The 1661-nt window shown below is 61.4% G+C and carries 1 protein-coding gene; it reads right to left on the bottom strand.

Going from position 1 to position 1661, the window contains the following annotated elements; all coding sequences use genetic code 11:
- A partial coding sequence (gene tkt, locus C2U68_RS20790; RefSeq protein ID WP_140914388.1) for a transketolase occupies positions 1–1661 on the bottom strand: 1661 nt, incomplete at both ends.

Consider the following 1661-nt stretch of genomic DNA (forward strand, 5'->3'; position numbering starts at 1 on the left):
GCTTCGACGTTAGCGACGACATTGTCCACGGTGAAGCCGAACTCTTTGAAGAGCTGGCCGGCCGGGGCCGATTCGCCGAAACGGTCCATGCCCACCACGCGGCCTTGGCTGCCGGCATATTTCCACCAGCTGTCGGTCACGCCCGCTTCGACCACGACGCGTTTGGTCACGCTCGCTGGCAATACGCTGTCTTTGTAGGCCTGGTCCTGGGCTTCGAACACGTTGGTCGACGGCATGGACACCACGCGGATGTTTTTGCCTTTCGCGGCCAAGGCGTCGGCAGCTTTGACGGCCAGTTCGACTTCGGAACCGGTGGCGATGATGATCGCATCCGGGGTGCCGTTACTGTCTTTCAGGATGTAACCGCCTTTGGCAATCGCGTCGATCTGGGCTTGGCTACGAGCCATGTGTGGCAGGTTTTGCCGTGAGAAGATCAGGGTGCTCGGGCCGTCTTGGCGTTCGATCGCCGCTTTCCAGCAAATCGCCGATTCGACCGCGTCGCACGGACGCCAGACGTGCATGTTCGGAATCATGCGCAAGGTGGCGGTTTGTTCGATCGGTTGGTGGGTCGGACCGTCTTCGCCCAGGCCGATGGAGTCGTGGGTGTAGACGAAGATGGTTGGCGCTTTCATCAGGGCGGCCATGCGCAGGGCGTTACGGGCGTATTCGCTGAACATCAGGAAGGTGGCGCCGTAGGCTTTGAAGCCGCCGTGCAGGGTGATGCCGTTCATGATGGCGCTCATGCCGAATTCGCGCACGCCGTAGTAGGCGTAGTTGCCGTCGTGACCAGGGGCGTTGATGTCTTTGCAGCCTTTCCACAGGGTCAGGTTGGAGCCGGCCAGGTCGGCGGAGCCGCCCAGCAGTTCCGGCAGCAACGGGCCGAAGCCGTTCAGGGTGTTTTGCGAGGCTTTGCGGCTGGCGATGGTTTCGGCTTTGGCGTTGACCTCGGCAATGAAGGCGTTGGCTTTTTCGCTCCAGTCGGCTGGTAATTTACCGGCCATGCGGCGTTCGAATTCGGCAGCCAGTTCCGGGTGCGCGGCTTGGTAGGCGGCGAATTTGGCGTTCCAGGCGCTTTCCAAACGGTCGCCTTTGGCTTTGGCGTCCCATCCGGCGTAGATGTCGGCCGGAATTTCGAACGGGGCGTGCGGCCAGCCCAGTTGTTCGCGGGTCGCAGCCACTTCGGCTTCACCCAGCGCAGCACCATGGCATTCTTCTTTGCCTTGTTTGTTCGGCGAGCCGAAGCCGATGATGGTTTGGCAGCAGATGATGGACGGTTTGTCGCTGACTTTTTTAGCTTCTTCGATGGCTTTTTTCACTGCGTCCGGATCGTGGCCGTCGACTTTGGGGATGACGTGCCAGCCGTAGGCTTCGAAGCGGGCCGGGGTGTTGTCCAGGAACCAGCCGGTGACGTCGCCGTGACCGCGGACTTCGCCGTCGATGGAGATGTTGTTGTCGTCGTAGATGGCGATCAGTTTGCCCAGTTTCATGGAGCCGGCCAGCGAGCAGGCTTCGTGGGAGATGCCTTCCATCAGGCAGCCGTCACCCAGGAATACGTAGGTGTGGTGGTCGACGATGTCATGACCGGGGCGGTTGAATTGGCCGGCCAGGGCGCGTTCGGCGATGGCGAAACCGACGGCATTGGTGATGCCTTGGCCCAGCGG

The sequence above is a fragment of the Methylomonas koyamae genome (assembly GCF_006483455.1).
Classification (GTDB): Bacteria; Pseudomonadota; Gammaproteobacteria; order Methylococcales; family Methylomonadaceae; genus Methylomonas; species Methylomonas koyamae_B.